This is a genomic window from uncultured Thalassospira sp., from assembly GCF_963976115.1.
In the GTDB taxonomy this organism is placed as follows: Bacteria; Pseudomonadota; Alphaproteobacteria; order Rhodospirillales; family Thalassospiraceae; genus Thalassospira.
Window position 1 is genome coordinate 298,459 of the sequence record NZ_CAXBJJ010000005.1, and the last position, 26,996, is coordinate 325,454.

Consider the following 26,996-nt stretch of genomic DNA (forward strand, 5'->3'; position numbering starts at 1 on the left):
TGTCTGACAAGATGAGACCGTTTTTCAAGCCGCCCGGCAACCTGCCAATAACGGTTGCCGCAGACGGGGCGACACGCTGTTTCATCCCTTCCTGTTCTGGCTGCGCGCTTCGCGCAGCTAAACGTCAGACAAAGGACACCAAAATGTTTAAAACCATCCTTGTTGCCATTCCCCTGTGCCTTGCCGCCGCCAGCAGTGCCTTTGCCGCCCCGGTTCAATCGATGGAAAGCGGCCTTGGCACCATCTTGACCGGCGAAAACGGCATGACCCTTTATACTTTTCAAAAAGACGGCAAAGATGTGTCAAACTGCTATGACAAATGTGCGGCCAACTGGCCGCCCCTGATGGCGCACAAAGATGATGTCGCAGAGGGAAAATATTCTATCATCACCCGCAAGGATGGCAGCAAACAGTGGGCGATGGATGGCAAGCCGCTTTATTTCTGGGTCAAGGACAGCAAACCGGGCGATACCACCGGCAACGGTGTTTTAAATGTCTGGGATGTTGCACGCCCCTGATTATTCAGGGCCGCGCGGCACAATGACCCACGGCCCCAGGCCAAAAGCGACCGGTCCCAAAAGGCATATCGCATGAAAGAACCAGGCATTCCTGAGCTGATTCCCAACTTGCGCCGTTATGCGCGTGCCCTTGTGCGCGACATTCACGACGCCGAGGATCTGTTGCAGGACTGCCTGGTTTCGGCCTATGGCAATGCGCAAAGCTGGCGCGGAATCAATCGCAAGGCATGGCTGATGACCATCATGACCAACCTGAATTATAACCGCCTGCGCAAACAACACAGCACCCGCGCCCTTTTTGACGAAGACACCGATAATATCAGCGAAACGGTTGCCACCCCGGCGACAGGCGATTTCGCAACACAGGACGCCCTGCGCTGCGCGGTTGAAATGCTTGATTCCGACCAGCGCGCTGTTCTAATGCTGGTGGCGATTGAAGGACACAGCTATGGCGAATGTGCCGATATTCTGCGAATTCCGTTAGGAACCGTCATGTCGCGCCTGTCACGCGCCCGGAAATTTTTGGCCCATCACATGTCAGCGCAAGATAGCGACGACACAGATGCCCCCAATGTGATTGCGTTACGGAGACCGAAATGACCCGGCAGGACAATGATGATATCGGCGAAGATGACCTGCATGCCTATGTCGACGGTCACTTGCCCGCCGAACGCCACCGCCTTGTGGAACAATGGCTGAAAGACAATGCCGAGGCCGCCGCAACAGTCGCCACATGGCAGGCCCAGACGGTGGCCCTGCGCGAGATTTTTCAGCCCATCGCCGACAGCAATGACCCATATATTGACCAGCAAGCCCGAAACACCGCGCAATTTCAGGATCAGGGTGATGTCCTGAATGATCCGCTGGCATTCGAAGATCATTTCGACGCGCAGGACGGGCGGCAAAACGCGAACGGTGAACCGCATGGCCGCGAAAACAGATCTGAGCACGGCGAACGGCGCCGGTCCCCCCACCGCGAGCACTTAACCCAAAACCTGCGCACAGCGATGCGCCCCAGGCGCCTGGTGCCGCCTGCTCCGGGTTTTTATGACGATGGCTTTGGCGAACGCGCGGGCCCCTCTGCCGCTGCCCGATCCGGCCCAACCGGGCGGCGCGGTTCTTATCCATTACGGCAAATGGCTGCCGCCGCGATGGTTTTTATTGCTGGTGGCATTGGCGGCGCGGCCATTATGGAAGCCTCGATCCCCAAACAGCCCGTCGCACGCGATTATGTGCAAACCCTGCCCGAAGCATCCAGCGCCGGATATGGCATTTATGCCAGCGAAATCCGCCACCCGGTCGAGGTTTACGCCGACCAGAAAGACCATCTGGTGGGCTGGCTGGGCAAACGGCTGGGAATGTCATTTTCTGCCCCGGACCTGACAGCACAGGGATTTACCCTGGTTGGCGGGCGGCTGTTGCCGTTTGCGGGCAAACCAGGGGCCTTGTTGATGTATCAAGACAGCCGCGGCCAGCGCCTGACCATGATGGTGGGCCATGATCGGGACAGTCGGATAACCGGTTTTCGCTATCAGACATCTGGCAATATCGAAACTTTCTACTGGATCGACGGTCCCATGGGCTATGCGGTCAGTGGCGAAATCGGCAAGGCCCTGCTCGAAGATGTGGCAGTGACCATATATCAACAACTTAACACGTAATTAAATTAACATTGGAAACAGTGTGTCCGTATTTTGATTGATTGTGCGTATTTGAAAACAAAGTAAACTGGCTCCAACAAACGTCACCCTGATACAGGAGCCGACAATGATTAATGTACGCAAATCAACAGAACGTGGCCGGGCCGATTTTGGCTGGCTGGAGTCAAACCACAGCTTTTCGTTTGGTCATTATTACGATGCCAAGCATATGGGCTGGGGACCATTACGGGTTATCAACGAAGATCGCGTCATTGCTGGCGCTGGTTTTGACCCGCACCCGCACCGTGACATGGAAATTATTTCCTATGTCATTGACGGTGCCCTTGAACACAAAGACAGCATTGGCAACGGGTCGGTTATTCGGCCCGGTCGCCTGCAACGCATGAGTGCGGGCACCGGCATTCGCCATAGCGAATATAATGGCTCGCAGACAAACCCGGTGCATTTCCTGCAAATCTGGATCATCCCTGAAAAACAGGGCATCGAGCCGGGTTACGAGGAAAAGGATATTGCCGCCCCGTCAAACGATTTGCAACTGATTGGCAGTCGGACAGGGCGGGATGGTTCCATCACCATCCACCAGGATGTCGATCTTTATGCCGCCCACTTAACCGCCGGCAGCAAAGTGAACCATAGCTTGAAAGCGGGTCGCCTTGCCTGGTTGCAGGTTGTAAGCGGCACGCTGACCCTGGGCGATACCACGCTTGATGCCGGTGATGGTGCGGCCATTGCCGATGAAGACATTTTGAAATTACATGCCCAAACCGACATCGAAGCCCTGCTGTTTGACATGGTCCCCTGACGGTTTGCCGACATCCCCATTTTGCATCGTATGATGCCTGAAATTTTTACGGAGTTACGTCTATGAGCACATCCCTTACCCCGTCTGGCACCCGCCCGGTCATTCCTGCCCTTGGCAAGGTCTGGACAGCCCTTGAACCCTTGTCATGGTTAATCGTGCGTGTCACCACCGGCATCCTTTTGATGCCGCATGGGGCAGGCAAACTGTTTGGCCTGTTTGGCGGATATGGCCTTGAAGGCACGGGCGGTTATTTCGACAGCATTGGTTTTCATCCCGGTTATCTGTTTGCCTTGCTGGTTGGCTTGCTTGAATTTTTCGGCGGGGCCTTGCTGGTTCTGGGTCTTTTAACCCGTCCGGTTGCGGCGGCTGTTGTCGTCTTCATGGGCGTGGCCTTTTTCATTCACTTGCCCAATGGCTATGCCTGGATCAATGCCGGTTTCGAAATGCCGGTTCTGTGGGGCATGATGGCACTTTCCATCGTCATTCGCGGCGGCGGCAAGATCTCGCTTGATCGCAAACTGGGTTTTGAATTCTAAAAACAGGCTTTTGGTGCCTGTGATCACCTGTCACATGGGACATCCAAATGGATGTCCCATTTTTTGTTATTTCTCAGTCGCTTAATATACATCCCCAAATGGGGATATAGAGGAATTGAAAAACTTTCTAAGGTTGCAGACAGAAAGACCCCGCATGGAAAAGAGATAGCAATGAACAAAGATCACGCGCGTCTGCACGCACCCACAATACCCGCCCTTAAGGCTGGTCATCCGTCCCTGATGGCGGTTTCCGACATCGTCGTCAGCGGTGCTGACATGCGCACGCATAAAGCGATGCCATCAACTTTGCAGCCAGGACAAGATGATCTGTTGCAATCCTTTATCGTCTGGAACATTGAAACGCACCGCACGTCACGCCACACCCTGTTTTCACATTGGCTGGGCAGTTAATCGCAGCGGCTTGTAAATCGCGATGATCGCCAAAACGGTATTCGCGTCACTTTTTCCATCAACCTGGTCATAATGTGGCACTTTGTTTTAAGGCAAGCGCCAGATAAGGGAAATCCTCATGGCAAACGCACCGTCAATCATATTTGTGGATGACGATCCCAATGTCCTTAGCGGCCTGCGCCGCCGTGTCCGGGCAAAACGTCCGAACTGGCGCTTGCAATTTTGTGACAATGGCGAAGAGGTGCTGAACCTGTTGCAAGCACGTCATAGCGTCGATGTGATTGTTTCCGATATGCGAATGCCCGTCATGGATGGTGCTGAACTGTTTCGCAAGGTTTCCCGGCTTTACCCGGAAATTGGCCGTATCCTGTTATCAGGCTATGCCGACGGCCACGCCAATTTGCTGGGCACATCGGCAACCCATCATTTTTTGATGAAGCCCTGTGACGACCAGTCGATCATTAATGCCATTGAACGCGCGCTGATCTTGCGATCCTATCTGCGCGATCCGTATTTGTTAGGTGTCATGTCGTGTTTGCCCGGCCATTATCTGTGGCCAACCGCCTTTCGCGACCTGCAAACCACGCTGTATCACGAAGGCCCGGTTTCGGAACAAAACCTGGCGCACTATGCGATGGACCACCGCGACTGCGTTACCTTCATTGAACGTTACGCCCGGCGCGAAGAATTGCTTGTGGAAAACAGCCCGGCCACCCTGCACCACCTGTTTGAGATTTTGGGCGTTGAAAGCGTTAAGGCACTGGCACTGCTGTTTGAAATTTATGGCAATGGCGATATTAAAACCGCCGAAAATGACCCGGAACTGACCCGCGCCCTGATCATGGCGGAAATCGCCGCCAGACTGGGCCGCTACGAAAACAGTGAATTTGAAAATATCGATGCCAGCCGTGCCGCAGCGCTTTTGTCCCATGTCGGCAGCAAACTGATTGAAACCGTTCTGCCCAACCAAAGCATGACGGCCCGGCACATTGCCGACAAAAACCAGTGCGACATCATTTCGGCGGAAATCGATGTAATGGGCATCAGCCACGCCGGACTATCGGCCTGTATGGCGGCACTCTGGAGCTTCAAACACGAAATTATCGAGGATATCGCCTTTCATCATCGCCCTGAATCAGCACCGACAGGGCGTTCGTCGACCTTGGCCATGGTATATGCCGCACAGCATTTTGCCCGCGAAAACGGTCGTGCCGGTCGGTTGATAAAGGAAAAATATCCGCTTGCAGAATGCTATCTTGCAACGATTGGCATTGGCGAAAAATGGGCATCCTGGTCAAACATCGCCCGTGAAATTGTTCACAAAAACGAACTGCGCTAACACGACATCTATCGTCCTGTAACGATTTTCATCATGTGAATTCCCTGGCACATGATCGAAACCCCCGGTTTCCCCTGCCTTCGCAGAATACGGAAACCGGGGGTTTCATTTTCAGGATAAAGGGCCGTATGATCAGGCACATCGCACCTTTTGCCCGCAACATCACAGCACTTTCCGTAAAGTGATGCCCCGATAAATCAGCAACCCTCCCCCCACAGCCAGGGTTTAGGCCGGTCCGTTCAACCGTTCGACCGATACCGGCAGAAACATAACAAACTCTGCCTCGCCAACCAGCCCTTCGGTCAGGATCAGGTCACCGCCAAAATCATCCTGGATCAACTTGCGGCAAATTGGCAAACCCTGCCCGGTGCCCACCCCATGTTCCTTGGTGGTAAAGAAATAATCAAAAATCCGGCTGCGCAATTCTTCTGGCACACCACCGCCATTGTCACGCACCCGAATTTCAATATTGCCGCCGACCAGACGGACCACCACCGAAATCCTGCCATTCTTGATGCCGTTGCTTTTAATCGCCTGCCCGGCATTTACGATCAGATTAATCAGCGCCTGGGACAAATGGTTACGCCGCCCGATCACCTCGGTGACGTCCGAATGATAGCTGTAATCAAGCTGGGCGGTATGTTTGATCTGGTTGCGGGTCAGGGTGATGGCGGTTTCAATTTCTTCGGGGACAGAAACCGGTTCGATTGACTCATTGGTCGGATGGGCAAATTTGCGAATACCGCGCACAATTCCGGCAATGCGTTCCAAACCTTCCAGGCTTTCGCGCAAAGCCAAGGGCACTTCTTCGGCCATGAATTCTACCCGGTCGCGGTCAATTTCCAAATTGGCCGAACCATCATCGTGATAGCGAATCGCCCCGGTCAGTTCGGCAAAGCTGTCGGTCAGAAATTCCAGATTATTGTGGATATACTGGGCTGGCGTATTGATTTCGTGGGCAACGCCGCCCGCCAACGTTCCCAGGGCGTGCATTTTGGCGTATTCAGCGGCTTCCTCAACCACATGTTGCTGCTGGCGGGCAACCTGCGCATCCATATCGGCCCGCAAGGCCCGTTGCCGGTTATGCAACAAAAACACCAAAAGCCCGATCATCACGATCAGGCCAAATATAAACAGATAGGAAAGTTCCTCGATATCATTTTTAACCCCGGCAATATTGCTGGAATTATAAACCGATACATAATTGGTGGTCAGAACTGTCGCATCCTGAATCGCCTCGGACATATCGCCCAATTGACGGTCCATCAGCTCAACAATCCTGGCCGCGGGCAACCCTTCGGCAATTTTCTGGTCCAGCTTTTCAATGGTGGCCGTCAGATCGGACAGCAAATTGACGGCGGCGGGAACTTCATGCAGTGTCGCAAAACCGCTACCATCGCGCACAATCTCGACCCGGCTGACGAACAGGTCATATTCAAACAGAATATCGTCAAAGGTTAACGACCCGTGTTTCGGATCGTTGGAATATTTCGCAATATCGCGATCAAGTACCAGATACTGCTTTTGTATCTGAAACATCGCCCAGGCAAAATTTTCACGATAGGCAAAGCGTTCGTCTTCAAGTTTGCTTACAATTGCCATCGAGTAAAAGTAATAAACAACGACAAACAGGGTCAGAACCAGAATGGCGACCCCGTTTGTAACAAAAGAGATTTTTTTCTTCTGATCAAGGTTGGCCATTAATCGATTTCACCTGCCACACAGCGTAAGACCAATATTGATCTGTCTGCAAAGACGGGTGGCTGTCAAACGGGAAAATCACCCAATAGGGGCCCTTTTCACGAACCGTCATGGTTTTACCATCAAGCTGATAGGTTAAAATAGCGCCGTTTTCTATCAGTTCTGCGGCCGGAACAGTGACACTGTAATCGTTAAGTGCAGACACCCGCACATTGCCATCGACAATGCCGTATTTACCCAGCAAATCGGCAAACGAGACTCCGGTAAACACATGTTTGCCTTCGGTCCAGGGGGTTGTCGTTGTCACATCGGTTTTCGGCAATTGGGTCAGTTCTTCATAAGACAGAACCGTTTTTGCACCATCGGCGGCCATAACCGTTAATTGATTACGCGCCTGTGCGGAACTGGCTGGCAGGATCATGGCGACAAAGGCCACCGCAATTGCCAGTCTGGCGAAAACTTTAAACATTGAAAATTCCCCTTCACGGAAACAGTTTTCCCGGCCCCAAGGCCAGATTTAAATTTGGGGTTTTATCACTGATAGATCAAGAAGCGGCATTGGCAACAAGATGATCTACCCGCAAATCCGCTGGCGCAGTCGGGCGACAAAAATAATATCCCTGCATTTCATCTACACCGTATTTCTGGAGCTTTCTGGCAACGTCCAGGCTTTCAACCCCCTCGGCAATCACGCTCATCCCCAGTTTATGGGCGATTTTAACCGTCCACTCGACAAAAGAATCGTCAAGGACTTCGGTCATCATGCGCGATATAAGCCCGAGGTCCAGTTTAATGCCGGTGTAAAAATCATGGCGCAATAACTGAATGGAATTGTTGCCCGTGCCAAAGTCATCAATCAGCAATGCAATACCCTGCTCTTTGAGATAACGGGCATGGCGAATAAAAGGCTCGGACAGAACCTTTGCATTATGTTCGGTAATTTCAAATTCCAGTTCAATATTGACCCGGCGCAAATCAAGCACGCGCTGCACCAGAAACTGGACAAAATCCATATTACTCAACGAATAGGGTGAACAATTTACCGAAATGCGGGCTGGAAGACCCAATTTTGGCTGCACGTCCTGTGCCGACTGTTCCAGCAAATTCAACACATTTGACGTCAGTTGATTGATCACCGGATGGTCTTCGCAGGCCCCGATGATTTCATCAAGGCCAAAGCGACGCTGCAACACCCCAAACCGGCTTAGGACCTCGCCGCCAACAATACTGAAATCACGCGCCGAGACACGCGGTTGCACCACAATCTGCTGCTGGTTGTTTTCCAGGGCTTCCAACACCAGCGACGACGAAATATTTCGATTCTGCCGCCATGGCAAGGGGGCTGAAATGCTATCGTTTAGCGCTTCACGCAAAACCGACGGTGAGACCGGCTTGGCCAAAACCCGACTGACCATCCCCCAATTAATGGCGTCACGCAGCGCCCCTGATGACACATTGCCCGATAACAAAAGTCGCGGTACAGATGGCGCCATCAAAAAAGCCTGCTGTAAAAATTCAATGCCGTTCATGTCGGGCATCATCAGATCGGTAATCACCGCATCGACACTACCCTGATTTTTAGTCAACCACGACAGCGCCATCGTCGCAGAATTATAGGTCACAATATTGAAATTGCGCCCTAAAGTCCGTCGAACCGAGGATAACAGCGTTTCATCGTCATCAACCATCAGCACGGTAGGACGAAAATTTTGCGCTGCTAATTCCATCGGACGTGTCATCCTGCTTTATAAGTTGAACTGACGTGACCTGATTTCTTGCAACACCAGGATGTTGCAAATCGGGTCAAATACCAGATAGGCTTTGTTCGCTGCAAGATACGACATGGCATCAACACCCCCATATCCCCAAACGAGGAGGGATTGAATGAAATCGGCGGGTTCCGGCGTAAAAGTGGCTTTTGTCGATGATGATGACAACCTGCTTGCGGCGCACAGACGCAGCCTGCGGGGCATGTCACTGGACTGGGAAGCCTTGTTTTTCAACGATCCCCAGCAGGCCCTTGATGCCATTTCCGCTGATAACAGCGTCGAAGCTGCCGTTCTCGATATTCACATGCCGGTCATGACCGGGCTGGAACTGGCCGCCAAATTACGCAAGGTGCGCCCCGATCTGATCGTCATCATGTTAACCGGCTATGCCGACCTCGAATCAGCACTTGAGGCGGTAAACGAGCATGGTGTTTACCGGTTTTACCCCAAACCCACCCCGCTTAGAACGTTGCTCGATGGCATTACCAGTGCGGTCGAAAAAAGCCGTGGCACACAATCGCAGATCCCGCCAGCCTTTCTGGATATTTTTAACCTGGGTCTGATTGCCACGGATCTGGATCTGGGGATCAATCACATGAACGCGCAGGCCGCCGAACTTGTACGGCGATGCCCGCTATTACATGTGCAGGCCGACAACCGGCTGGCGATGGACCGCGCGCCCGACGATCTCGACAAATTCTTTCATCCCCCTGCCGGGCGGTCTGTTCCGCAGCAAAAGGGCTTTTCCCTTGAATGCGATGACATGGCGGTGTCGATCTTTTTGCGCCGTATTTCCGGCCAGAATGGCGAAAAGCCGGGTTTCATCTTCATTCTGGTCGAACCCGACAGCGTCGGGCCGCCGTCGGTTGATAATCTGATGGATGTTTTTGGCCTGACCCGGTCAGAAGCCCGCCTGACCCAGAAACTGGCCGAAGGTATTGCCCTGGACGAAGCCTCCGAAGCGGTCGGCATATCGGTACAATCAGCCCGAACCTATTTAAAGGCGATTTTTGTCAAAACCGGCGTTAACCGCCAGCCGCAGCTGTTAAAAACCGTGTTTTCCGCGATTCCCTCGCTGCGCAATTAACGCATATTGCCTCAAGGATGGTGTGATAACTGGCGCGGCGGCAAGGCTGCCCGCCATTGTTGCAAAAAGATGTTTCGCTTGGCCTGATCAAGCCCAACCATCAAAGCCGGGGTCAAGGCGATGGGCCGCAATTCTTGCGGATCGGCCCCTTTGGCGGCCCCGGCCAGTTGGGCCAGCATGTCTGGTCCGCCAATTGGCGATAACAAGCCCGCATCGCGCGACAAAATCGCCCGACCCGGGGGCGATAACATAAAATCGATAAAGGCACGGGCAATGGCGGGTTCGCGGGCATCGCGCGAGATAAAGGCCGCCCGCGACATAATCAGGGTATAGTCACTGGGCAAAACCAGCCCAACCCGTTTGTCGCGGCCAATCCGCGACAGGGCATAAGACCCCAGCACATTATATCCCAGCAACAACCGGCCATCGGCCACCCGCTCCAGAATTTGCCCGGTACAACAAAACAGTTGCGCCTCGTTTCGGCCCAGGCTTTCCACCAGGCGCCCCCACGTGCTGGCCTGAATGGCATCCTGAAAGGCAAACAGATAGCCAACACCTGATGTTTCGATATCGTAACTACCTACTTTCGCCCGAAACGTATCGCTTTCGCGCAGCAGATCTATCAAATCAAACCGGTTTTGCGGCGGCTTGCGATCGGCGAAAAATGCCTTGTTATAAACCGTCACAGCCGGTTCATAGGTCAGGCCAAACAGTTCATCGCGCCATTTGGCCCAATCAGGCAGATTGGCCCCAACCCGCGACCCGGGCGACTGGGCACAGCCATCATTAACCAGTTTCAATTGCTGGTCGATTGACGACGAAATGATCAGATCTCCCAAAAAACGCGCCTGATCGCAGGCTTGTTCTGTCGCGCCATTCAGTTCGTTGGTGGTGAGTTCGTTATACGTAATCAAAATACCGGGCCAACGGTCCTGAAATGCCTCGATCACGGGGGCAAAAATCATGTAATCGGTTGAACTTTGAATAACCAGCCGCCCCGATATATCGGTCGATATCGGAAATTCACGGTCCCCCGCACGCGCCACATTCATAACGGTGGCGGCAATTCCTGCCCCGCCGCCAATCAAGGCCGCCAAGGCCCACAAACAGGTTTGCTTCCTGCGTTTGGCAGGGAAGGCTTTCTTGCAATAATGCCAAACCGTTTTCATCACGACGCCACCACCGGAAATTCCAGGCCAATTTCAAAACCATCCGTGGTGCATCGCCGCACCAGCACCGCCCCATGCGATGACGCCACCGACGATACAATCGACAACCCCAAACCGGCACTATCCGGGCCAATTCCGTTTGCGGCAAACCGTTCGCCAATACGGCCGGAAATTTCCGGGGTTATACCGGCCCCTTGATCGCGGACCAAAAGGCTGGCAGGGCCTTTTTGTACCGGTGTTACCCGCAAAACAACCGGCGTTGCCCCGTGTTTCAAGGCATTGTTCAACAGGTTTTTTACCGCTTCGCGCAGGCTGATCGGGTCGCCTTTAATGGCAACCGGTTCGTCGGGTAATTCCACCTGGATAAATTCATCCGACACCGCCCGTATTTCACGTTCCGCTTCCAGGGCAATGCGCCGTAAATCAAGGTCCTGCGACACCGCCATATCGGCGCGATGCGCAATCAGGGCATGACTTAACAACTGGTCGGCCAACCGCCCCAGCCCTACGGTGCGTTCGTGCAAACGCCGGTGCAAACGGGCCAGAACAACCGGGTCGTCTTCGTCGAGTGCCAGTTGCAATTGGGCGCGCAACGCCGTTATCGGCGTTCTGATCTGATGGGCGGCATCGGCGACGAAATTTTGCATCGCTTCAATCCGGCGATCCAGCCGACGCATGAACCGGTTAATCGCGGCCAGCAACACCGCCACCTCGGCCGGGGCGGCAATGTCGATTGGTGAGAGGTCATTGACATCGCGGTCTAAAATAGTGCGCTCCACCCGGGCCAACGGGCGCAAGGCAATCCGCATCACCACAATCACCAGCAACAACAAAACAATGCCCGCCGCCGCAATCGTCAAAACAGCCTGGGTGGTAATGCTGCGCGCCAGCGCCACCCGTTCCGAAGTGGTTTGCGCCACAATCACTTTCACATCCCCGCTGACAAACCGTTCGGCCAACTGACGCCGCAACAAATAGGCGCGAATATCGACCCCTTTAAAGCGGGTATTATAAATTTGATCGGCCCGGCCCTTGTCATCTTTGGGCAGCGGCAAATCCCCATAACCGGTCAGGGTTTTGCCATCCGGCCCGATAATGCGATAAAAAACCCGGTCCGTGCGGGCCAGCGACAAAAGCTCAAATGCGGAAACCGGCAAATCAACATTGGCATGGCCATCGGTGACCAAAATACGTTCGGCAATTTGCAAAGCCGCCCCGCGCAGCAAGCGGTCAAAAGTTTCGTCGGCGGCATCCTGACCATATTTATTGGCGGCAAAAATGGTTCCCAACAACACCACCGCCAAAATAACCGCCATCGCCAGGCCCAGACGAACGGCAACTGACTGGCGCGGATTGGTGGAAGGGGGAACCAAACCCGGCTTTATCACGGTTTTTCATCCCGCGCACCGGGAACCGCCTGATAGCCCAGGCCCCGCAGCGTGCGTATTTCAAGGGTGGCATCGGCCAGTTTACGGCGCAGGCGCGCCACATAAACTTCAACCGCATTCAACCCGGCCTCACCTGTCAAACCATACAGGCGGGAATAAAGTTCCTCTTTTTGTAAAACCCGGTTCAGGTTGGACATAAAGGCCTCCAGCAAAATAAATTCCCGCCTTGTCAGTTCAATATCGGCATCATCGACGCGCACCGAATGGTCGGCAAAATTACAATGCAGGTTTCCCACCGACACCGTTGCCTCGTTGGCCCCGTGTTTGCGCCGGGTAACCGCACGCGCGCGGGCTTCGAGTTCACGCAGATCAAAGGGTTTAACCAGATAATCATCGGCACCAAAATCCAGCGCGTCAATTTTATCATCAACCTGCAACCTTGCGGTTAGCACCAGCACCGGCACCCCGTTTTTTGCTGCCCGCAACTTTTTTAAAAAATCCAGCCCCGACCCGTCAGGCAGGTTGATATCGAGAATAACCAGATCATAGGTTTCCAGGCCCAAAAAATGGGCGGCATCTTCCAGATTGCTTGCAGCCTCGCACACATGGCCCTGTCGCGAGAAATGCGAAAGGATGGCATCGGCCACATCTTCGGTATCCTCAACAATCAGTATTCTCAAACCGTTGCTCCCTGAATTTTTCAGATGACAGGTTGGTGAAAGGTTCGCCCGCTACTCTCATATACACCGTCGTATCAAAAAGGTGCGACTAGAAACTGGGAGGAATAACCATGAGAAAGATTGCTGCACTTGGTGCCGCGACAGTGTTTGCCGCACTTTCCTTTGCATCGTCAGCCTTTGCTTACGAACCGTCCAAGCCCGAATGCATCGCGCCGGCCAATGCGGGTGGCGGCTGGGATTTCACCTGCCGTCAGATCGGCAAAACCCTTTATGATCTTAAAACCATCGCCAGCCCGATGCAGGTTGTCAACCTGGCAGGCGGCGGCGGCGGTGTTGCCTATGCCGAAGTCGTTTCAAAGCGTAATGACGACAGCGACCTGATCGTTGCGGCATCGTCGGCCACCACCACCCGTCTGGCCCAGGGTGCATTTCCCGGCTCGACCATGGATCAGGTGCGCTGGATTGGCACCATTGGCGCTGATTACGGTGTGATCGCGGTTGCCAAGGATTCCGACATCAAAACCCTGCCGGAACTTTTTGACCGCGTAAAAGAAAACCCGCGCGGCATTGCTTTTGCCGGGGGTTCGGCTGTTGGCGGCTGGGACCATCTGAAAGTTCTGATCGCGGCGAAGGCGGCGGGGATTTCCGATGCCCGCGCGGTTAAATACATCGCGTTTGAAGGCGGCGGCGAAGCCGTCACCCAGCTTCTGGGCGGCCATGTTCAGGCTTTCACCGGTGATATTTCCGAAGCCAAAGGCTTTGTTGATTCAGGTGATCTGCGGGTTCTGGCTGTTCTGGCTGACGAACGTCTGCCGGGCGAGGAATTTAACAAATTCCCGACGGCCAAAGAACAGGGGATTGATGCTGTTGGTGCAAACTGGCGTGGTTTTTATGCCCCCAAAGGCATGAGCGATGAGGCATATGACTATTGGGTCAATGCCATCAAAACCACCTATGCCAGCGACGAATGGAAAGAAGTCATGGCCAATAACGGCATGATGCCGTTGGCAAAATTTGGCCCGGACTTTGAAAAATTCGTCAAACACGAAATTTCATCGACCCAGACGCTCAGCCGCGAAATCGGTCTGATTAAATAAATACCGCCCTCCTGTGGCGCCGCACTCCATCGGGGTGCGGCGCTCTCGTCATTTTGGAGAACAGCCATGAGTGACAGAGCCCTGGGCGTTGCATGCCTGTTGCTATCTGCATTCTATATTTTCATGGCGACACAGATTCAGACCAGCTTCATTACCGATTACCTGGGACCAAAGTTTTTCCCGATCCTGGTTGGTAGTTTGCTGGCGATCGCCGCCATTTTTCCGATCCTTAAACCGGACCCCGAGCCAGACTGGCCCGGCATTGCGCGTCTGATCGAAATCGTGTTCGCCGTTGCTGTCATGGTGGCTTACACCTATGCGCTGCCGGTGGCCGGTTTTGTTCTCTCAACCGCCATTACATCGGGCATTCTAAGCTGGCGCCTTGGGGCGAAACCCGTTGCTGCCACCATTGCCGGTGTTTCGATCTCCGGTGGCATTTACGTCGTGTTCCACCTCGTTCTTCAACTCTCGCTGGCCCGCGGGCCCTGGGGGTTCTGATATGGATGTACTTTCACAACTCGCCGACGGTTTTGCTGTCGCGCTGACGTTCCAGAATCTGGCACTGGCTCTGGTCGGCTGTTTTCTCGGCACCATCATTGGTGCCCTGCCCGGTCTTGGCCCGTCCAACGGTGTCGCCATTCTGATACCGGTGGCCTTTACCCTTGGCCTTCCGGCAACACCCGCCCTGATTTTGCTGACATCGGTTTATTACGGTGCCATGTATGGCGGACGTATTTCATCGATCCTGCTCAATATTCCCGGCGATGAACCGGCCTTGATGACCACACTGGACGGCTATCCGATGGCGCAAAAAGGCCAGGCGGGCGAAGCCCTGGCCCTGTCGGGGATTGCATCTTTCGTTGGTGCCTTCTTTGCCACCTGGGGCCTGGTGTTTCTGGCACCACAATTGGTCAAGGTTGCCCTGCTGTTTGGCCCGGCTGAATATTTTGCCCTGTTTGCGCTGGCCTTTGCCACCCTTGGCGGCGTTGCCTCGCAAAACCAGGCCAAAGCCGTTATTGCCGCCATGATCGGCCTTGCCATTGCCATGGTCGGTGTCGACCACCAGACCGGTGTGCCGCGCATGACATTCGGCAATATCCATCTTTACGAAGGCATCGACTTTCTGGTCGCCATCGTTGGCCTGTTTGCCATTTCCGAAGTTTTGCTGTTTTTGGAACACAAAACCGGATCGGCCCCCAGTGCGCAAACCCATAAACTGGCCCGGGTGACTGCCCCGTGGTCGATGCTGAAAAGCACATCGGGTGCCATGGGGCGCAGCACCATTATCGGCTTTCTCGCCGGTGTTTTGCCCGGTGCCGGGGCGTCGCTGGGGTCTTTCGTTTCCTATACCGTGGAAAAGAAAATCAGCGACAAGGACGGGACCTTTGGCAAAGGCGACCCGCGCGGGGTTGCCGCCCCGGAAGCGGGGAATAATGCTGCTGCCGGGGGGGCTCTGGTGCCGATGCTGGCCCTGGGGGTTCCGGGTTCAGGCACCACGGCGGTGCTGCTTGCCATGCTGATGGCGCTTAACATTACGCCCGGTCCGCTGTTGTTTACCCAGCGCCCGGATGTGGTCTGGGGCCTGATCGCGGCCCTGTTCATCGGCAACATCATGCTGTTGTGCCTTAATATTCCGATGGTCGGGCTGTTTGTCCGGGTTCTGCGCGTTCCCAGCAAATATCTGATGCCTGCGGTGACCATGATTTCGTTTGTCGGCATTTATGGCATTTCAGGATCAACCTTTGATCTGCTGATGATGATCATTTTCGGGGTCATCGGTTATCTTTTGCGCAAGATGAACATTCCGACAGTGCCGATCATTCTTGGTATTCTGCTCGGCAATGAAATGGAAAAGAACCTGCGCCGCGCGCTGGAAATTTCCAACGGCGATGTCAGCACATTATGGGGATCACCCTTGACGATTTCGATCTGGGTGTTGGCCATTGTCGGCTTTATCGCCCCGTTCGTTTTCGGCCGTTTCCTGCGCCCGAAAAAAGACCCGACAGTTTCCCCGTAAACGCGATCTATAAACCAACAAAAACGAGCGCAAGGTTCCTCTTGCGCTCGTTTTATTTTATCACGAATGTCATCATTATCGAAGGCTTAACGAACCAGCGCCCCGTCAATGTCAAGACGTCGGACCGCTTCCTTGAGCGCCTGGACACATTTTTCGATTAATGCCCCATCAAACCGTGTAATCAGACCCGATACCGATACGGCACCGGCAATATCACCATCATTCCAAAATACCGGCACAGCAACAGCGGCCACTTCAGGGTCTCGTTCTCCTTGTGACACAGCATATCCGGCCTGTCGAATTGCGGGCTCGTCGCCGGTATTAAGACAATCGCTTGACCAAGCCATCAACACCCGCGCACTTGCACCCGCCGTTAAAGGGAACTGGGCACCTTCATTGACGTTGTGACGAATTGCCCGCATCGGTTCACTGCGAAACAAACAAACGCGGGTTTCGCCCTCACGAACATAAAACGAAGCCGTTTCACCAATTTCATCAGCCAGAATTTTCAACTCTGGACGAACGATATCCCCCAGATTGAATCCGCGTCGATATAAGGATCCCAATCTCCAAACAGTCGCGCCCAACCGAAACCGACCGTCGGCTTGACGTCGGATATAACCAAATTTTTCAAGCGACACTGCCAACCGCAGAATCGTACTTTTGTAAAAGCCTGTACGCTTGGAAAGCTCCGCCAATCCCAAGGTTTCCGATTGCCCGTCAAAGCAATCAAGCAAGCTCAAAGCGCGATCTACCGCGTCGACCCCCTTTTCGTCAGACATAACATCGTTCCATTTAACAGAATTTCGTTCTGGACCACAGAATGTCGTTCTGTTAAATAGAATCAAGTTCCAACAAACAGAACAATAGGCCAGTTGGGAGGAATCAATGAGCGAGGCTACCAGCCCTGTCAAGGTGCCAGATGCCACCAACCTTACAAATTGGACGGCGGAAGATACAGATATCAGGCCTCTTGGAATCGATCCCTCCTCATTCAAAACGCGTGAAGGAACTTTGTCCCACCGCACCATGCGTTTTGAAATACCGCCGGAGGAAAAAGATGCAACGACCGCTTGAGGGCATTCGTGTCCTTGACCTTACCAATGTATTGGCCGGACCATTTTGCTGCCATCAGCTCGTCCATATGGGCGCCGAGGTCATCAAGGTTGAAGCACCAGGCCGTGGTGATCTGGCCCGACAGTTGGGGGCCGACCCCGAATTAAGTAAAAAAAACATGGGCATTTCCTTTCTGGCACAAAATGCTGGCAAGAAATCCGTGACCCTCAATCTGAAACACCCTGAAGGAAAAAAGCTTTTAAAGCGCTTGGTCGAAACAGCTGACGTATTGGTCGAAAATTTTCGCCCCGGTGTGATGGATCGTCTTGAGCTTGGCTATGACATTCTGCGCGAAGTTAATCCAAAGCTGATTTATTGCGCCATTTCCGGTTTTGGGCAGGATGGTCCATGGCTGCATCGACCAGCATATGACCAAATTATTCAAGGTGCATCAGGTTTAATGTCAATCACGGGAGATGCGCAAAGCGCACCTCTGCGGGCTGGCTATCCAATAGCCGATACAATTGGCGGTCTTACGGCAGCACTTGCGATATCCGGGGCATTGAACGCCCCGCAACGCGGTACTTTTATTGATGTCTCAATGCTGGAAGCAACCATCGCCACAATGGGGTGGGCCGTATCAAATTATTTGATCGGCGGGATCGAGCCAACGGCCAATGGAAATGAAAACCTCACCTCTGCACCATCAGGCACTTTTGAAACCGCTGACAGCCCGCTCAACATTGCTGCAAACAAGGACGAGCAATGGGAAGCTATGGCGCGTCATCTTGGCCGCGAAGAACTTTTAACCCAGCCGGAATATGCCACCCGTGAAGACCGCAAAGCCAACCGGGCAGCTTTGAAGACCGACCTTGAAAAAACGCTGAGGACCCGCTCGGCGCGTAACTGGGCGCGCGAACTTAATGAAATCGGCGTTCCGGCAGGTGCCGTATTCAGTGTCCCCGAGATCCTTGCTCACCCACAAATTGCAGACCGGGGCATGTTGGCAACTTTCAGCGATACCCCTGATGTCGGGCGCGAGATTACCCTTGTCAGAACCGGCTTTAAAATCGACGGGGCTGCACCCGATGTATCAACCCCTCCGCCAAGTCTGGGTCAACACAATGACGAGATCTATCGATCACTGGGCATTGATGAAGAATCCCTGGCTAAATTGAAGAAAGAAAGAACGTTATGAGCGACGTTTCCGATTGGTGGCGCACCTCCATCATTGAAATGGAGCCCGGCAAAATCAGTTTCCGCGGCTATCCTGTCGAGGAACTGATTGGCAATATCAGTTTTCCGCAAATGATCTGGCTTATGACCCGTGGTGAATTGCCCGGCGAAGACCAGGCAACCTTGCTTGAAGCAGCCCTTGTTGCCGCCGTCGATCACGGCCCCCAGGCCCCCTCGATTGCCGCTGCCCGCATGGCCGTTACATGCGGTTTGCCCCTGAATGGCGCGCTGGCATCCGCTGTCAATTTTCTAGATGACGTTCACGGCGGTGCCGGGGAACAGGCCGTTGAGCTTTATCATATGATTGATGAAGCAGGCGGGCCTGAACACGCATCGGAAGTCCTGATCCAATGGCAAAAGAACCGGACAAAATATATTCCTGGTTTTGGTCACCGTTTTCATAAGCCGGTTGATCCCCGCTCCCCGCGATTGCTTGGTCTTGTCGACGAAGCTGCTGCCAAAGGGGTGGTAACAGGCCGCTTTGCCGCCATTGGCCGGTCTATTGAAGAATCTCTTGCTCAAACCAAAGGCAAAGCAGTTCCGATGAATATCGACGGAGCTACTGCCGTTATCTATGCCGAGCTTGGCTTTCCAGCCCCACTTGCTCGCGGCCTTTTCTGTTTGTCTCGCAGTGTTGGTGTCATTTCACATGCCTGGGAGCAAATGGGTCAGGGAGGACGGAACAAGGGTCCGACTCCCCCATCCTACCGGTGGACCTACGATGGCCCACCGCGTATGCCGGGGCGCATTGCCCCAAAATAAAATCAATAGTCACACCAATAATGGGAGGTATCAGTGACGCGTTCTTTATTTAAAGCACTTACGATTGCGGCTTCGATGGTCATCGTTTCCACTGCGGCACAGGCATTCGAACCCGAGCAACCTGAATGTATTGCTCCGGCCAATGCAGGCGGCGGCTGGGACTTTACCTGCCGTCAAATCGGCAAGACACTTTATGATCTTAAAACCATCGCCAGCCCGATGCAGGTTGTCAACATGGCGGGCGGTTCCGGCGGTGTTGCCTATGCCGAAGTCGTTTCCAAACGCAATGACGATAACGACCTGATCGTTGCGGCATCATCGGCCACCACCACCCGTTTGGCTCAGGGTGCATTCCCGGGGTCAACCATGGATCAGGTTCGCTGGGTTGGTACCATTGGCGCTGACTATGGTGTGATCGCCGTTTCGAAAAATTCCGCCATCAAAACCCTGCCGGAACTTTTTGAAAAAGTTAAAACAGATCCAAAATCACTTGCTTTCGCAGGTGGTTCGGCGGTTGGCGGCTGGGACCATCTTAAAGTTCTACTTGCCGCAAAAGCAGCCGGGATTAGCGATATTCGGAAAATCAAATACGTCGCCTTTGAAGGCGGCGGCGAAGCCGTCACCCAGCTTCTGGGCGGCCATGTCCAGGTATTCACCGGTGATATTTCCGAAGCCAAAGGCTTTGTTGATTCAGGTGATCTGCGGGTTCTGGCTGTTCTGGCTGACGAACGTCTGCCGGGCGAGGAATTTAACAAATTCCCGACGGCCAAAGAACAGGGGATTGATGCTGTTGGTGCAAACTGGCGTGGTTTTTATGCCCCCAAAGGCATGAGCGATGAGGCATATGACTATTGGGTCAATGCCATCAAAACCACCTATGCCAGCGACGAATGGAAAGAAGTCATGGCCAATAACGGCATGATGCCGTTGGCAAAATTTGGCCCGGACTTTGAAAAATTCGTCAAACACGAAATTTCATCGACCCAGACGCTCAGCCGCGAAATCGGTCTGATTAAATAAATACCGCCCTCCTGTGGCGCCGCACTCCATCGGGGTGCGGCGCTCTCGTCATTTTGGAGAACAGCCATGAGTGACAGAGCCCTGGGCGTTGCATGCCTGTTGCTATCTGCATTCTATATTTTCATGGCGACACAGATTCAGACCAGCTTCATTACCGATTACCTGGGACCAAAGTTTTTCCCGATCCTGGTTGGTAGTTTGCTGGCGATCGCCGCCATTTTTCCGATCCTTAAACCGGACCCCGAGCCAGACTGGCCCGGCATTGCGCGTCTGATCGAAATCGTGTTCGCCGTTGCTGTCATGGTGGCTTACACCTATGCGCTGCCGGTGGCCGGTTTTGTTCTCTCAACCGCCATTACATCGGGCATTCTAAGCTGGCGCCTTGGGGCGAAACCCGTTGCTGCCACCATTGCCGGTGTTTCGATCTCCGGTGGCATTTACGTCGTGTTCCACCTCGTTCTTCAACTCTCGCTGGCCCGCGGGCCCTGGGGGTTCTGATATGGATGTACTTTCACAACTCGCCGACGGTTTTGCTGTCGCGCTGACGTTCCAGAATCTGGCACTGGCTCTGGTCGGCTGTTTTCTCGGCACCATCATTGGTGCCCTGCCCGGTCTTGGCCCGTCCAACGGTGTCGCCATTCTGATACCGGTGGCCTTTACCCTTGGCCTTCCGGCAACACCCGCCCTGATTTTGCTGACATCGGTTTATTACGGTGCCATGTATGGCGGACGTATTTCATCGATCCTGCTCAATATTCCCGGCGATGAACCGGCCTTGATGACCACACTGGACGGCTATCCGATGGCGCAAAAAGGCCAGGCGGGCGAAGCCCTGGCCCTGTCGGGGATTGCATCTTTCGTTGGTGCCTTCTTTGCCACCTGGGGCCTGGTGTTTCTGGCACCACAATTGGTCAAGGTTGCCCTGCTGTTTGGCCCGGCTGAATATTTTGCCCTGTTTGCGCTGGCCTTTGCCACCCTTGGCGGCGTTGCCTCGCAAAACCAGGCCAAAGCCGTTATTGCCGCCATGATCGGCCTTGCCATTGCCATGGTCGGTGTCGACCACCAGACCGGTGTGCCGCGCATGACATTCGGCAATATCCATCTTTACGAAGGCATCGACTTTCTGGTCGCCATCGTTGGCCTGTTTGCCATTTCCGAAGTTTTGCTGTTTTTGGAACACAAAACCGGATCGGCCCCCAGTGCGCAAACCCATAAACTGGCCCGGGTGACTGCCCCGTGGTCGATGCTGAAAAGCACATCGGGTGCCATGGGGCGCAGCACCATTATCGGCTTTCTCGCCGGTGTTTTGCCCGGTGCCGGGGCGTCGCTGGGGTCTTTCGTTTCCTATACCGTGGAAAAGAAAATCAGCGACAAGGACGGGACCTTTGGCAAAGGCGACCCGCGCGGGGTTGCCGCCCCGGAAGCGGGGAATAATGCTGCTGCCGGGGGGGCTCTGGTGCCGATGCTGGCCCTGGGGGTTCCGGGTTCAGGCACCACGGCGGTGCTGCTTGCCATGCTGATGGCGCTTAACATTACGCCCGGTCCGCTGTTGTTTACCCAGCGCCCGGATGTGGTCTGGGGCCTGATCGCGGCCCTGTTCATCGGCAACATCATGCTGTTGTGCCTTAATATTCCGATGGTCGGGCTGTTTGTCCGGGTTCTGCGCGTTCCCAGCAAATATCTGATGCCTGCGGTGACCATGATTTCGTTTGTCGGCATTTATGGCATTTCAGGATCAACCTTTGATCTGCTGATGATGATCATTTTCGGGGTCATCGGTTATCTTTTGCGCAAGATGAACATTCCGACAGTGCCGATCATTCTTGGTATTCTGCTCGGCAATGAAATGGAAAAGAACCTGCGCCGCGCGCTGGAAATTTCCAACGGCGATGTCAGCACATTATGGGGATCACCCTTGACGATTTCGATCTGGGTGTTGGCCATTGTCGGCTTTATCGCCCCGTTCGTTTTCGGCCGTTTCCTGCGCCCGAAAAAAGACCCGACAGTTTCCCCGTAAAGCGGGACCGTGAAAAGGGCCGGGTTCGCCATGCGGACCCGGCCCTTTTTTTGTCCGTTTTTTATCTGGCGGCTTGTTTGCCTTACCCGTATTTAAATACGATTATCATTTTCAACCCGTTCCGCATCACGATCACCCTCAACATCACCAACCCCGGAAATAGCCATGCCCGCAAAACCCGACACGTTCCTTGCCAGTTTAACGCCCCGCTTTTTCCGGCTTTTGGCAACCGGGCTGTTGATTGGCATGGTCGGCGGGTTTGTGGCACATGTCATTTCCATGCCGCTGGCCTGGATGATGGGGCCCATGCTGGCAACATTCATCTTCGCCCTGCTGCGCGTGCCCATGGCCATCCCCATGAAATTTCGCGCCATGATTTTAGGCGTGATCGGTGTGTTTCTGGGCGGGTCTTTCACCCCCGATACCATCGATCAGGCGGCACGCTGGCCGATCAGCATGGTTGCCGTCCTGCTTTATGTCCCGATCATTACCGCCATTATTACATGGTTTTATGCCAAAATCGCCCGGCTGGACCCGGCCACCGCCCTGTTTTCGGCCACCCCTGGCGGCTTGACACCGATGGTGGTTCTTGGCGCGGCATCAGGCGGCAATGAACAGGAAATTGCCCTGACCCAGGGGTTGCGGGTGTTGCTGCTGGTGATGTCAGCCCCGATCATTGTGATGATGATTACCGGGGTGGTCGCCAATGGGCATGGGGAAGCGGGCGTTGTTATGTCGCTTGAAGATGGCTTGCTAACCGCCTTTTGCGCCATTGTTACCGTGCTGATTTTTCGCCGACTGCGCGTTCCAGCCGCCGAAATGACCGGTGCGATGCTGGCCAGTGCCACCTTGCATATCAGCGGCATTGTCGATGGCAATTTACCGCAATGGCTGTTGGATGGCAGTTTGTGGATTCTGGGTTCCGCCATTGGCAGCCGCTTTGCCGGGGTTAAACTGGCATTTCTGGTGCGCCTTGCCGGTTATGCCGTGGCCGCAACGGTGGTTATCCTGGGCTTTACCGGGGTTGTTTCCTGGTTCGTTGCCCACTGGCTGGACCTGAATTTTATGGCGGTGTTGCTGGCTTTTGCCCCGGGCGGGGTTGCCGAGATGTCGCTGATTGCGCTGGCCCTGAATATCGAACCCAGCTTTGTCGCCTTTCACCACATCATCCGCATTTTTGAAATCGTCTTGCTGGCGCCGATGCTGGCCCGGTGGCTGCAAAAACGGCATTTCGAAAATAGGACAAACAACAAATAACAGTCACCCTCGATACCACCGAAAAGGAATTGTTCTTTGTGCGGGAAACAAGGCCAGCGATGAAAAACGGTTTTATGATGTGATGATTCCGATCGCAGATCGGGAGTTTGCAGCACATCTGGCGAAATTGAAAAAGGATTAGGCATTATGGCAAGAACGCTTGATCAAATACTGGCGAGCGAAAAGCCTGAAGTTGTTGCGAAAACACAAAACGCCGCAAGCGAAATGTTGCTTAACATTCATCTGGCCGAACTTCGCGAACGCATGCACCTGACACAGAGCGATATTGCAGCTGCTTTAGGTATCAAACAGCCGACTGTTTCCGATATGGAACAACCGGGACGTGACCTGATGCTCTCATCTCTCAAACGTTATGTTGAAGCATCTGGTGGCAAATTACGCCTTGATGTGGAGCTTCCCGACGGCACCCATTACGGGTTTCCTCTTTAAGGGCAAACAGACACGGTACACTTGAAGTTGAAGCAGACAGCTATCTTCGCAACGTGCCCTGCCGCACAACAGCAAGGCACGGATTGCCGCCAATGGCATAGGAAAGCTCGGCCGGGCTATTAATATCCCAGACCACAAAATCGGCGACCTTGCCGGATTCAAGGGTTCCGTGCGTCTCACCGCGTCCCAGCGCCCGCGCACCATTGCGGGTAATTCCCGCCAGGGCTTCCTCCGGCGTCATGCGAAACAGGGTGCAGGCCATATTTGCCATCAAAAGCAGCGACAGGGCCGGTGACGTGCCGGGGTTACTGTCGGTCGCAAGGGCGATGTGGACGCCATGCTGGCGCAACAGGTCAATCGGCGGCAATTTGGTTTCGCGCAGGCAATAAAAGGCACCGGGCAGCAATACCGCCGTTACCCCGGCCTTTGCCATCGCAATCACGCCATCTTCGCCCAAATATTCCAAATGGTCGGTTGAAAGGGCATGATAATCGGCAGCCAGAATGCTGCCTTTCTGGTCGCTTAACTGTTCGGCATGTAATTTAACCGGCAAATTATGGGCGCGCGCCGCATCAAACACCCGGCGCGTTTGATCGGTATTAAAGGCGATGTTTTCACAAAAAGCATCAACCGCATCGGCCAGCCCTTGGGCGGCAATGGCGGGCAGCATTTCCGAACAAACCAAATCAATATAGCCATCGGCATTGTCGGCATATTCGGGCGGCAGAGCATGAGCGCCTAAAAATGTTGTGACCACATCAATATTATTGTCGCGCCCCAAACGACGGGCGACGCGCAACATTTTCGCTTCATCTTCGGTGCGCAGGCCATAACCGGACTTGATCTCGATGGTGGTGACACCTTCACGCAGCAAATTGTTCAGCCGTTTTTGCGCATGTTTCACCAAATCATCCTCGCTCGCCGCACGGGTTGCGCTCACCGAGGACCGAATACCCCCGCCTGCGCGGGCGATTTCTTCATAGCTGACACCATTCAGGCGTTTTTCAAACTCATCAGCACGGTTGCCGCCATATACCAGATGGGTATGACAATCGACCAGCCCCGGCGTCACCCATGCCCCGGCAAGGTCGGTCACGTTTGTTGCCAGTTTATCGGGACGATCAGCCAAATCGTCCATCCGGCCCAGCCAGCATATTTTGCCATCCTGCACCGCGATGGCACCCTCATGGATCGCGCCATAAGGCTGTTTAAGGGCCGGGTTCATGGTGGCGAAATGGCCGTTGACCCAAATGTGGTCCCACATGCTTGTATCCCTGTTGCTGCGATTGCTGGCTGTTTTTATGTATAGACAAATAAATGCACCCTTGGCCGGGCCGGGTCAAGAGCCGTTCCAGATCCCCGATCTGCGCCGTGCAGATCGGGGATAGAAAAACCGGTCAGGCAAAGCCAGGCAGCAAATCGTCAACATAGCCATGAATGGCGGCAGATTTCAAAAGCGCCTTTACCGCGGCAATATCGGGGGCAAAATAGCGGTCCTTATCGTAAAATGCCGCGACCGCACGCACCGATGCGATGACCTTTTCCAGCGCATCACTGGATGTCATCGGGCGGCGAAATTCAATCGCCTGGCAGGCGGCCAGCATTTCAATCGCCACAATGCCATTCACATTATCGGCAATATCGGCCAGACGCCGCCCGGCAAAGGTTGCCATCGAAACATGGTCTTCCTGATTGGCAGATGTTGGCAAACTGTCAATCGATGCCGGGTGGGCCAATGTTTTATTTTCCGATGCCAGGGCCGCCGCCGTCACCTGCGCGATCATGAAACCGGAATTTAACCCCCCATTGTCAACCAGAAATGCGGGCAGATCGACCATCGCCGGATCAATCAGCAGGGCAATGCGACGTTCGGAAATCGCGCCAATTTCCGCCGCTGCAATGGCCAGAATATCGGCCGCAAAGGCCACCGGTTCGGCATGAAAGTTTCCGCCCGATAAAATATCGCCCTCGTCGGGGAAAATCAGCGGATTATCGGTCACCGCATTGGCTTCGCGTTCCAAAATGGCGGCAGCATGGTTGATCTGATCCAGACACGCCCCCATCACCTGGGGCTGACAGCGCAGCGAATAGGGGTCCTGTACGCGGTCACAATCAACGTGAGAACGGCGAATTTCAGAATCTGCCAGCAATTCCCGGTATTTGGCCGCAACCGCAATTTGGCCCGGCTGGCGACGCAATTGATGAATGCGGGCATCAAACGGGGTATCGCTGCCCTTGGCCGCATCGACCGAGACCGAACCGGCCAAAACGGCGGCGGCAAAATTATCCTCAATCGCAAACAGGCCAAACAGGGTAAGGGCGGTGGAAACCTGGGTGCCATTTAACAAGGCCAAACCTTCTTTCGGGGCCAGCACCACGGCATCAACCCCGGCTTTGGCCAGGCCGTCAGCAGCAGAAATAACAGCCCCCGCATGGCGCACCTCGGCTTCGCCGATCAAGGCCAGGCTCATATGCGCCAGCGGTGCCAGATCGCCCGATGCCCCGACCGACCCCTTGGCCGGGATCAGCGGGTAAATGCCATGATTGAACAGGGCAATTAAGGTATCGATCACAACAGGCCGCACCCCGGAATGCCCGGCGGCAAGGCTCGTCACCTTTAGCGCCAGCACAAGCCGCACCACCGCATCAGACAGCGGCTCCCCCGTACCTGCGCAATGCGACAACACCAGATTACGCTGCAAATCACGCAGGCTTTCGCTATCGATCCGGGTTTTCGCCATCAGACCAAAACCGGTATTGATGCCATAAACGCTTTCGCCACGTTTCAAGACGTCATCGACCGTATTGGCTGCGACCAAAACGCGGTCGCGACAGGCATCGTCGATGCCAATTTGAACATTGCCCGCGGCGATTTTGCGCAATTGCGCCAATGTCAGTTCGCCAGGAACAAGTTTGATCATTTCCATGATTATTTCACCATCACCTGATTAAGGCCCTGTTCGCGGGCACAATTCATTGCACGATCATTCTATCCGGGCCTGTCGGGCAACCGCCCGTCGGTT

At 54.2% G+C, this 26,996-nt stretch carries 28 protein-coding genes; 19 read left to right on the forward strand and 9 right to left on the reverse strand.

What is annotated here, in order from left to right; genetic code table 11:
• Positions 1-143 precede the first annotated feature (143 nt).
• The 7 genes from AAC086_RS08190 to AAC086_RS08220 all read left to right on the forward strand — a co-directional run bounded on the left by AAC086_RS08190 (position 144) and on the right by AAC086_RS08220 (position 5,267).
• On the forward strand, positions 144-518 hold the full coding sequence (locus AAC086_RS08190) for a hypothetical protein (protein WP_339777492.1): 375 nt from the start codon (positions 144-146) through the stop codon (positions 516-518).
• Positions 519-590: 72 nt separating this feature from the next.
• Complete coding sequence (locus tag AAC086_RS08195; RefSeq protein WP_339777495.1) at positions 591-1,118, forward strand: RNA polymerase sigma factor; 528 nt, start codon at positions 591-593, stop codon at positions 1,116-1,118.
• Positions 1,115-2,179 (forward strand): anti-sigma factor, encoded by a 1,065-nt coding sequence (locus AAC086_RS08200; RefSeq protein WP_339777497.1) that lies wholly within the window; start codon positions 1,115-1,117, stop codon positions 2,177-2,179. Before AAC086_RS08195 ends, AAC086_RS08200 begins: the two co-directional genes overlap by 4 nt.
• A gap of 106 nt (positions 2,180-2,285) precedes the next feature.
• Positions 2,286-2,981 carry a pirin family protein gene (locus AAC086_RS08205; RefSeq protein ID WP_339777499.1) on the forward strand — a complete coding sequence of 232 codons (696 nt, stop codon included), beginning with the start codon at positions 2,286-2,288 and terminating at the stop codon, positions 2,979-2,981.
• Positions 2,982-3,043: 62 nt separating this feature from the next.
• Positions 3,044-3,517: a DoxX family protein gene (locus AAC086_RS08210; protein WP_339777500.1), complete on the forward strand. Its 474-nt coding sequence runs from the start codon at positions 3,044-3,046 to the stop codon at positions 3,515-3,517.
• Positions 3,518-3,688: 171 nt separating this feature from the next.
• Positions 3,689-3,928 (forward strand): hypothetical protein, encoded by a 240-nt coding sequence (locus AAC086_RS08215; protein ID WP_339777501.1) that lies wholly within the window; start codon positions 3,689-3,691, stop codon positions 3,926-3,928.
• A 118-nt stretch (positions 3,929-4,046) separates the two neighbouring features.
• A complete protein-coding gene (locus AAC086_RS08220) occupies positions 4,047-5,267 on the forward strand; it encodes a response regulator (RefSeq protein ID WP_339777503.1) in 1,221 nt (406 codons plus the stop codon).
• Between the two features lie 225 nt (positions 5,268-5,492).
• Here AAC086_RS08220 and AAC086_RS08225 read toward each other — a convergent pair whose 3' ends face one another.
• The 3 genes from AAC086_RS08225 to AAC086_RS08235 all read right to left on the reverse strand — a co-directional run bounded on the left by AAC086_RS08225 (position 5,493) and on the right by AAC086_RS08235 (position 8,695).
• Positions 5,493-6,968 (reverse strand): ATP-binding protein, encoded by a 1,476-nt coding sequence (locus tag AAC086_RS08225; protein ID WP_339777505.1) that lies wholly within the window; start codon positions 6,966-6,968, stop codon positions 5,493-5,495.
• Positions 6,955-7,437, reverse strand: a complete 483-nt coding sequence (locus tag AAC086_RS08230; protein ID WP_339777508.1) for a molybdopterin-dependent oxidoreductase — start codon at positions 7,435-7,437, stop codon at positions 6,955-6,957. Before AAC086_RS08230 ends, AAC086_RS08225 begins: the two co-directional genes overlap by 14 nt.
• 76 nt (positions 7,438-7,513) lie before the next feature.
• Positions 7,514-8,695 carry an EAL domain-containing response regulator gene (locus tag AAC086_RS08235; RefSeq protein ID WP_339777510.1) on the reverse strand — a complete coding sequence of 394 codons (1,182 nt, stop codon included), beginning with the start codon at positions 8,693-8,695 and terminating at the stop codon, positions 7,514-7,516.
• A 157-nt stretch (positions 8,696-8,852) separates the two neighbouring features.
• On the opposite strand from AAC086_RS08235, the gene AAC086_RS08240 reads away from it, so the two are divergent.
• The gene (locus tag AAC086_RS08240; protein ID WP_339777512.1) at positions 8,853-9,824 is read left to right on the forward strand and encodes a DNA-binding response regulator; all 972 of its coding nucleotides are present in this window, start codon (positions 8,853-8,855) and stop codon (positions 9,822-9,824) included.
• A gap of 11 nt (positions 9,825-9,835) precedes the next feature.
• Here the strand turns inward: AAC086_RS08240 and AAC086_RS08245 are convergent, their stop codons facing one another.
• Genes AAC086_RS08245 through AAC086_RS08255 form a run of 3 tightly spaced genes read right to left on the reverse strand, consistent with a single transcriptional unit; the run spans position 9,836 to position 13,061 of the window.
• On the reverse strand, positions 9,836-10,993 hold the full coding sequence (locus AAC086_RS08245; protein ID WP_339777513.1) for an ABC transporter substrate-binding protein: 1,158 nt from the start codon (positions 10,991-10,993) through the stop codon (positions 9,836-9,838).
• Positions 10,993-12,381, reverse strand: coding sequence for a sensor histidine kinase (locus AAC086_RS08250; protein WP_339777516.1), 1,389 nt, complete (start codon positions 12,379-12,381; stop codon positions 10,993-10,995). Before AAC086_RS08250 ends, AAC086_RS08245 begins: the two co-directional genes overlap by 1 nt.
• Entirely contained in the window at positions 12,378-13,061 is a 684-nt protein-coding gene (locus AAC086_RS08255; RefSeq protein ID WP_339777519.1) for a response regulator transcription factor, read from the reverse strand. Before AAC086_RS08255 ends, AAC086_RS08250 begins: the two co-directional genes overlap by 4 nt.
• Before the next feature lie 110 nt (positions 13,062-13,171).
• Here AAC086_RS08255 and AAC086_RS08260 point away from each other — a divergent pair, with 110 nt between their 5' ends.
• From AAC086_RS08260 to AAC086_RS08270, 3 genes are all read left to right on the forward strand, one after another.
• Positions 13,172-14,158 carry a tripartite tricarboxylate transporter substrate-binding protein gene (locus tag AAC086_RS08260; protein WP_339777522.1) on the forward strand — a complete coding sequence of 329 codons (987 nt, stop codon included), beginning with the start codon at positions 13,172-13,174 and terminating at the stop codon, positions 14,156-14,158.
• Between the two features lie 66 nt (positions 14,159-14,224).
• Entirely contained in the window at positions 14,225-14,656 is a 432-nt protein-coding gene (locus tag AAC086_RS08265) for a tripartite tricarboxylate transporter TctB family protein (protein ID WP_339777525.1), read from the forward strand.
• A gap of 1 nt (position 14,657) precedes the next feature.
• Positions 14,658-16,175: a tripartite tricarboxylate transporter permease gene (locus AAC086_RS08270; protein WP_339777526.1), complete on the forward strand. Its 1,518-nt coding sequence runs from the start codon at positions 14,658-14,660 to the stop codon at positions 16,173-16,175.
• Between the two features lie 86 nt (positions 16,176-16,261).
• Here AAC086_RS08270 and AAC086_RS08275 read toward each other — a convergent pair whose 3' ends face one another.
• Positions 16,262-16,957 carry an IclR family transcriptional regulator gene (locus tag AAC086_RS08275; RefSeq protein WP_339777528.1) on the reverse strand — a complete coding sequence of 232 codons (696 nt, stop codon included), beginning with the start codon at positions 16,955-16,957 and terminating at the stop codon, positions 16,262-16,264.
• A gap of 106 nt (positions 16,958-17,063) precedes the next feature.
• Between AAC086_RS08275 and AAC086_RS08280 the strand changes: the two genes are divergently transcribed.
• From AAC086_RS08280 to AAC086_RS08315, 8 genes are all read left to right on the forward strand, one after another.
• Positions 17,064-17,252 carry a hypothetical protein gene (locus AAC086_RS08280; protein ID WP_339777531.1) on the forward strand — a complete coding sequence of 63 codons (189 nt, stop codon included), beginning with the start codon at positions 17,064-17,066 and terminating at the stop codon, positions 17,250-17,252.
• Entirely contained in the window at positions 17,236-18,429 is a 1,194-nt protein-coding gene (locus AAC086_RS08285) for a CoA transferase (protein ID WP_339777533.1), read from the forward strand. Before AAC086_RS08280 ends, AAC086_RS08285 begins: the two co-directional genes overlap by 17 nt.
• Positions 18,426-19,229 carry a citryl-CoA lyase gene (locus AAC086_RS08290; protein WP_339777535.1) on the forward strand — a complete coding sequence of 268 codons (804 nt, stop codon included), beginning with the start codon at positions 18,426-18,428 and terminating at the stop codon, positions 19,227-19,229. Before AAC086_RS08285 ends, AAC086_RS08290 begins: the two co-directional genes overlap by 4 nt.
• 33 nt (positions 19,230-19,262) lie before the next feature.
• Positions 19,263-20,249 carry a tripartite tricarboxylate transporter substrate-binding protein gene (locus AAC086_RS08295; RefSeq protein WP_339777538.1) on the forward strand — a complete coding sequence of 329 codons (987 nt, stop codon included), beginning with the start codon at positions 19,263-19,265 and terminating at the stop codon, positions 20,247-20,249.
• A 66-nt stretch (positions 20,250-20,315) separates the two neighbouring features.
• Entirely contained in the window at positions 20,316-20,747 is a 432-nt protein-coding gene (locus AAC086_RS08300; protein WP_339777525.1) for a tripartite tricarboxylate transporter TctB family protein, read from the forward strand.
• Between the two features lies 1 nt (position 20,748).
• Positions 20,749-22,266: a tripartite tricarboxylate transporter permease gene (locus tag AAC086_RS08305; RefSeq protein WP_339777526.1), complete on the forward strand. Its 1,518-nt coding sequence runs from the start codon at positions 20,749-20,751 to the stop codon at positions 22,264-22,266.
• 165 nt (positions 22,267-22,431) lie between these two features.
• Positions 22,432-23,523, forward strand: coding sequence for an AbrB family transcriptional regulator (locus tag AAC086_RS08310; protein WP_339777540.1), 1,092 nt, complete (start codon positions 22,432-22,434; stop codon positions 23,521-23,523).
• A 147-nt stretch (positions 23,524-23,670) separates the two neighbouring features.
• A complete protein-coding gene (locus AAC086_RS08315) occupies positions 23,671-23,973 on the forward strand; it encodes an XRE family transcriptional regulator (RefSeq protein WP_339777542.1) in 303 nt (100 codons plus the stop codon).
• A gap of 40 nt (positions 23,974-24,013) precedes the next feature.
• Here AAC086_RS08315 and hutI read toward each other — a convergent pair whose 3' ends face one another.
• Together hutI and hutH are read right to left on the reverse strand one after the other, a co-directional pair.
• A complete protein-coding gene (hutI, locus tag AAC086_RS08320) occupies positions 24,014-25,237 on the reverse strand; it encodes an imidazolonepropionase (protein ID WP_339777545.1) in 1,224 nt (407 codons plus the stop codon).
• 133 nt (positions 25,238-25,370) lie between these two features.
• Positions 25,371-26,900 carry a histidine ammonia-lyase gene (gene hutH / locus AAC086_RS08325; RefSeq protein ID WP_339777548.1) on the reverse strand — a complete coding sequence of 510 codons (1,530 nt, stop codon included), beginning with the start codon at positions 26,898-26,900 and terminating at the stop codon, positions 25,371-25,373.
• Positions 26,901-26,996: the final 96 nt, after the last annotated feature.